The organism is Caballeronia humi (assembly GCF_001544475.1).
GTDB classification, from domain to species: Bacteria; Pseudomonadota; Gammaproteobacteria; order Burkholderiales; family Burkholderiaceae; genus Caballeronia; species Caballeronia humi.
The window spans coordinates 1-1,442 of record NZ_FCNW02000176.1 but is presented as its reverse complement, the minus strand read 5'-3'; the positions used below and the strand labels follow the sequence as shown (position 1 = coordinate 1,442).

1 pseudogene is annotated in these 1,442 nt (G+C 61.2%); it reads right to left on the bottom strand.

The window, feature by feature from the left end:
- Nucleotides 1–1,413 (bottom strand): annotated as a pseudogene (locus AWB65_RS34865) (YadA-like family protein); the annotation flags it as partial.
- Nucleotides 1,414–1,442: the final 29 nt, after the last annotated feature.

The following is a 1,442-nucleotide window of genomic DNA, read 5'->3' as shown; positions in this document are numbered from 1 at the left end:
CGTCAGGCCTGCATCCTTCAACTGCTTCAGGTTGACAGCTTCCATGTCGGCAGCACCTGCCTTCACGTTCGCCAATGTCGTGCCGGCCGTACCGCCTGCCAGCGTGACCTTGCCCTTCGTCGAGTCGTCATATGCAACGAATGCGTTCGTCACAGTACCGTTCGTGTCGGTCGTCAGGCCTGCATCCTTCAACTGCTTCAGGTTGACAGCTTCCATGTCGGCAGCACCTGCCTTCACGTTCGCCAATGTCGTGCCGGCCGTACCGCCTGCCAGCGTGACCTTGCCCTTCGTCGAGTCGTCATATGCAACGAAGGCGTTCGTCACGTTGCCGCTCGTATCCGTCTTCAGGCCTGCATCCTTCAACTGCTTCAGGTTGACGGCATCCGCGTCAGCCGTACCTGCCAGGACTTGGTGGATTTGCGCGCCAGCAGTGCCAACACCCAGCGTGACCGAGTTCTTGGCGGCGTTGTCGTATGCGACGAATGCGTTCGTCACAGTACCGTTCGTATCCGTCGTCAGGCCTGCATCCTTCAACTGCTTCAGGTTGACAGCTTCCATGTCGGCAGCACCTGCCTTCACGTTTGCCAGCGTCGTGCCGGCCGTGCCGCCTGCCAGCGTGACCTTGCCCTTCGTCGAGTCGTCGTATGCGACGAATGCGTTCGTCACGTTGCCGCTCGTGTCCGTCTTCAGGCCCGCGTCCTTCAGTTGCTTGACGTTCACCGCGTCCATGTCGGCTGCACCAGCCTTCACGTTCGCCACCGTCGTACCGGCCGTCCCGCCTTCCAGCGTGACCTTGCCCTTCGTCGAGTCGTCATATGCGACGAATGCATTCGTCACGTTGCCGCTCGTATCCGTCTTTAGGCCCGCATCCGTCAATTGCTTGACGTTCACTGCGTCCATTTCGGCCACACCAGCCTTCACGTTCGCCAGCGTCGTGCCAGCCGTGCCGCCTGCCAGCGTGACCTTGCCCTTCGTCGAGTCGTCGTATGCGACGAATGCGTTCGTCACGTTGCCGCCCGTACCGACCGTCAGGCCTGCATCCTTCAACTGCTTCAGGTTGACAGCTTCCATGTCGGCTGCACCAGCCTTCACGTTTGCCAGCGTCGTGCCGGCCGTGCCGCCCGCCAGCGTGACCTTGCCCTTCGTCGAGTCGTCGTATGCGACGAATGCGTTCGTCACGTTGCCGCTCGTGTCCGTCTTCAGACCCGCGTCCTTCAACTGCTTCAGGTTGACGGCATCCGCGTCAGCCGTACCTGCCAGGACTTGGTGGATCTGCGCACCAGCCGTGCCGACACCCAGCGTCACCGAGTTCTTGGCGGCGTTGTCGTATGCAACGAAGGCGTTCGTCACAGTGCCGTTCGTGTCGGTCGTCAGGCCTGCATCCTTCAACTGCTTCAGGTTGACAGCTTCCATGTCGGCAGCACCTGCCTTCACGTTCGCCA